The 4,233-nt window shown below is 61.2% G+C and carries 5 protein-coding genes and 1 pseudogene; 4 read left to right on the top strand and 2 right to left on the bottom strand.

Features of this window, described 5'->3' with window-relative positions; genetic code table 11:
* The 4 genes from AB4Z11_RS24955 to AB4Z11_RS24940 all read left to right on the top strand — a co-directional run.
* Positions 1-483: chemotaxis protein CheB (locus tag AB4Z11_RS24955; RefSeq protein WP_442028453.1), on the top strand; the 483-nt coding region annotated here is incomplete at its 5' end.
* 122 nt (positions 484-605) lie between these two features.
* A complete protein-coding gene (gene cheY, locus AB4Z11_RS24950) occupies positions 606-995 on the top strand; it encodes a chemotaxis response regulator CheY (protein ID WP_131144818.1) in 390 nt (129 codons plus the stop codon).
* 5 nt (positions 996-1,000) lie between these two features.
* A complete protein-coding gene (gene cheZ / locus AB4Z11_RS24945; protein WP_442028452.1) occupies positions 1,001-1,645 on the top strand; it encodes a protein phosphatase CheZ in 645 nt (214 codons plus the stop codon).
* A gap of 3 nt (positions 1,646-1,648) precedes the next feature.
* The gene (locus tag AB4Z11_RS24940; RefSeq protein ID WP_442028451.1) at positions 1,649-2,857 is read left to right on the top strand and encodes an EAL and HDOD domain-containing protein; all 1,209 of its coding nucleotides are present in this window, start codon (positions 1,649-1,651) and stop codon (positions 2,855-2,857) included.
* A gap of 67 nt (positions 2,858-2,924) precedes the next feature.
* On the opposite strand, the gene panC is transcribed toward AB4Z11_RS24940, so the two are convergent.
* Together panC and AB4Z11_RS24930 are read right to left on the bottom strand one after the other, a co-directional pair.
* Positions 2,925-3,764, bottom strand: coding sequence for a pantoate--beta-alanine ligase (gene panC / locus AB4Z11_RS24935; protein WP_442028450.1), 840 nt, complete (start codon positions 3,762-3,764; stop codon positions 2,925-2,927).
* 12 nt (positions 3,765-3,776) lie between these two features.
* Positions 3,777-4,233, bottom strand: a pseudogene (locus tag AB4Z11_RS24930) (segregation and condensation protein A); the annotation flags it as partial.

Raw genomic sequence — 4,233 nt, 5'->3', positions numbered from 1 at the left:
CCGGAGGGCTTCACCCGCTCCTTTGCCAAGCGTCTGGACTCCCTGTGCAAGATTTCGGTGCGTGAAGCGGAAGGCAACGAGCGTGTGCTGCCCGGCCACGCCTACATCGCGCCGGGCCACTCGCACCTGATGCTGGCACGTTCGGGCGCCAACTATATGACCAAGCTGGACCAGGGCGAGCCGGTGAACCGCCACCGTCCTTCGGTGGATGTGCTGTTCCGTTCCGCAGCGCAAAATGCGGGCAAAAACGCCGTGGGCGTGATCCTGACCGGCATGGGCAAGGATGGCGCAGCGGGCATGCTGGAGATGAAGAACGCCGGGGCGTATAATTTTGCGCAGGATGAGGCCAGCTGCGTCGTATTTGGCATGCCGCGCGAAGCGATCGCGGTCGGCGCCACGCACGAAGTAGGGGCGCTGCAGGCGCTGCCGGGCATGGTTCTGGGTTATCTGGCCCAGCACGGTTCCCGCGCATTGCGCGTTTGATACGGTTCAGCGCTAGTTAGGGGTAGTTTGTTCGCTTTGGAGCAACAGAAATGCTATCCTACAACTTGGTGGAACCACCAACTTTATTTATAACCGCGTAAGTAGAAACAACGGAGTAATTCATGGCTGATCCAAAGATGAAGTTTTTGGTTGTGGACGATTTTTCGACCATGCGTCGTATCGTCCGAAATCTGTTGAAGGAACTGGGTTATGCCAATGTGGACGAGGCTGAAGACGGCGTGATGGCGCTGGCCAAGCTGCGCTCCGAGCAGTTCGATTTCGTCGTGTCCGACTGGAATATGCCGAACATGGATGGCCTGACCATGCTGCAGAACATTCGTGCCGACCCCGCCCTGGCCAAACTGCCGGTGCTGATGGTGACCGCCGAAGCGAAAAAGGAAAACATCATCGCGGCTGCGCAAGCAGGCGCCAATGGCTATGTGGTGAAGCCGTTCACCGCAGCCACCCTGGATGAAAAACTGAACAAGATCTTCGAGAAGCTCGGAGCCTGATGAGCATGGGTGAGCAACAAGCCGGGACCATCGTGCCGTCGATGGACCCGAACGAGGAGTTCCTGGCACGCATCGGCCACATGACCCGTGCGCTGCATGAGAACTTGCGTGCCCTGGGTCTGGACAAGCTGATCGAAAAGGCAGCCGAGGACATCCCTGATGCCCGCGACCGCCTCGACTACGTGGCGCGCCTGAGCGAAAACGCGGCGCAAAAGGTGCTGAACGCCACCGACGAGGCTGGTCCGCTGCAGGATCAGATCGGTAACGATGCGAAGGAGTTGAGCGCTTCCTGGGAAACCCTGCTGAACGGGAATCCCAGCGAGGAAGACTGGCGTGCACTGGCGATCCGGACTGTGTCCGCGCTGGGTGCCGCCCAAGCGAACACCACGGCTACCAAGGCCCATCTGATGGATATCATGATGGCCCAGGACTTCCAGGACCTGACCGGCCAGGTGATCAAGAAGGTCACATCGATTGCACAAAACCTGGAGAAGCAGCTGGTGCAGACGCTGATCGACTTTGCCCCCGAACAGTTGAAGAAGGAAATCGATAACGGCCTGCTGAACGGGCCGCAGATTGACACCACCAAGGAAGGCGTGGTCGCCGACCAGGGCCAGGTGGACGATCTGCTCGATAGCCTCGGCTTCTAATCTATGCATCAAACACACTACCTGGTGCGCGAACCGCTGCTGGACCCCCAGCAGCGCGTGGTCGGCTACGAAATCACGTGGCAGCAAGACCCGGCGCACAAGCCCTCCCTTGAGGAACTGGAAGGTCTGGTCGGCTTTGTCGCCGGCCAGGTCAACGATCCGGACAAGGGCTGGCTGCTGAAAGAAAAGACCTTATTCCTGCAGGCCGTACCGGGCATGCTGTCCACGGACGCCCTGTACGATATGCCGCCTGAGCACACGGTGCTCTCGATCAAAACCTCCGAACTGGCCAATCCCGATACGCTGGCTGCCGTGCAGGCACTGCGCGCGGGCGAAGTCGGTATTCTGCTGCGCGAGGCCGATCTGGCGCGCGTGGGCAGCCGCCTTGGTACGATCTGTTCTTATGTGGAGGTGCRCTTCACCGGCGCCGATGTGGCCTCGCAGGCGCGCACCTACGCGGCGCTGCGGACAACGAACGTGCGCATGGTGGGCCGTCCGGTCACGACCTGGGCCGACTTCGACGCTTGCGCCTTGCTGGGGCTGGACGCCTTTGTCGGCAAGCTGCACCTGACGCCGCGTCCCGGCACGGAAGGGCAGGGCTTGAATCCCTCGCAGACCATCATCCTGCAACTGATGCAGATGGTGAATGCGAACGCCGATGTGGCGCAGATTGAGAGCGTGCTGAAACGCGATGCGGCGCTGTCGTACAAGCTGCTGCGCTACATTAACTCGGCCGGTTTCGGCGCGGGTCGTGAAGTCCAGTCGCTGAAGCAGGCTATCCAGCTGCTGGGCTACCAGCCGATGTACCGCTGGCTGACGCTGCTGCTGGCCACGGCCAGCACGAGCGGCTTCTCGCCGGTGCTGCTGGAAACTGCCGTGGTGCGCGGTCGTCTGGCCGAGCTGCTGGGCCAGAAAGCGCTGGGCAAGGCGGATGCGGAGAATATCTTCGTGGCCGGCATGTTCTCGCTGCTGGATCGCTTGCTGGGGCTGCCGATGTCGGAAGTGCTGGAAACCATCCAGCTGTCGGAAGAAGTGGTGCACGCACTGCTGACGCGCGGCGGCAAATATGGTCCTTACCTGGCGCTGGCTGAAGCCTGCGAACTGAATTCCAACCTGGTCAGCTCGCTGGCCTCCTCGCTCGGACTCTCGCCCGAAGAAGTCAACAAGGCCCACCTGTCGGCGCTGGCCTGGACGCAGAACGTCACCGCCTGAATTCAAATGGGGACGCGACACATTTTCCGCCGTCGGGCGGCAAATGTGTTACGTCCCCATTTAATTTTCAGATTTCCAGGTTGTCGATCAGGCGTGTGGTGCCCAGCTTTGCCGCTGCCAGCACGACCAGTTCCGTGCCTTGCGCCAGATCGCCTGCGTTTGGCGGTTGCAGGTCAACGCGTTTGCGGATCGAGACATAATCCGGCTTCCAGCCGCGCGCGCGCAGGCTGTCCATCGCCTGATGCTCAAGCTGGAACACATCCAGATGGCCGGCACGCACTTCGTTGGCGACGGCGTTCAGGGTCTGGTACAGGAAAGGCGCCTCAGCGCGTTCCTCGGCCGACAGGTACATATTGCGTGACGACAGCGCCAGTCCATCGTCCGCACGCCAGGTTTCCGCCGCGATGATCTGGGTCGGCAGCGCGAACTGGCGCGCCATGCCGCGCACGATCATCAGCTGCTGGTAATCCTTCTTGCCGAACACGGCCACCTTCGGCTGCACGCAGGAGAACAGCTTGGTCACCACGGTGCACACGCCATTGAAGAAGCCCGGACGGAACTCGCCTTCCAGGATATTGCCGATGCCATCCGGCGGCTGCACGCGGTATTCCTGCGGCTCCGGATACAGGTCCTTCTCGGTCGGCGCGAACAGCACGTAGACGCCTTCTTTCTCCAGCTTTTCCACGTCAGCCTGGAAGGTGCGCGGGTATTTGTCGAAGTCTTCGTTCGGGCCGAACTGCAGGCGGTTCACGAAGATKGACGCCACCACCGGGTCGCCATGCTTGCGCGCCAGGCGCATCAGGGACAGGTGGCCTTCATGCAGATTGCCCATGGTCGGCACAAACGCGGTGCGCAGTTGGCCGCTTAGCTGGTCGCGCAGCTCTTCGATATTCGAGATGATTTTCATAGTTTTTAGATGTTATGCGGGCGAATAGGCCAGCCGCACGTAGATCGGTGCGAATGGCTCCGCCTGGGTGATTTCGATCAGGGTTTCCTTGGCGAGTTCCAGCATGGCCACAAAGTTCACCACGACGACGGGCGGGGTGGATTCCACGTCGAACAGGTCGGCAAACTCCACGAAACGGCTGGACTGCAGCYTGCGCAGGATGGCCGTCATGTGCTCACGCACCGAGAGTTCCTCGCGCGTGATCCTGTGGTGCTGTTTGAGCTTGGCGCGCTTCATGAGGTCGCGCCAGGCCGCTTGCAGGTCGTTGACGTCCACGTCCGGCCAGATCGGCACCAGGCTTTGCTCGATGAAGATCTGGGTGCGCACGAAATCGCGTCCCGCCTGCGGCATGGTGCCGAGATCGTAGGCCGCCAGCTGATCTGTTCGTATTCGAGCAGACGGCGTACCAGCTCGGCGCGCGGGTCTTCCG

Source organism: Pseudoduganella sp. RAF53_2 (assembly GCF_052113985.1).
Lineage (GTDB): Bacteria > Pseudomonadota > Gammaproteobacteria > Burkholderiales > Burkholderiaceae_D > Rugamonas.
The sequence above is the reverse complement of the archived record's forward strand: the minus strand, read 5'-3'. Positions and strand labels throughout refer to the sequence as shown.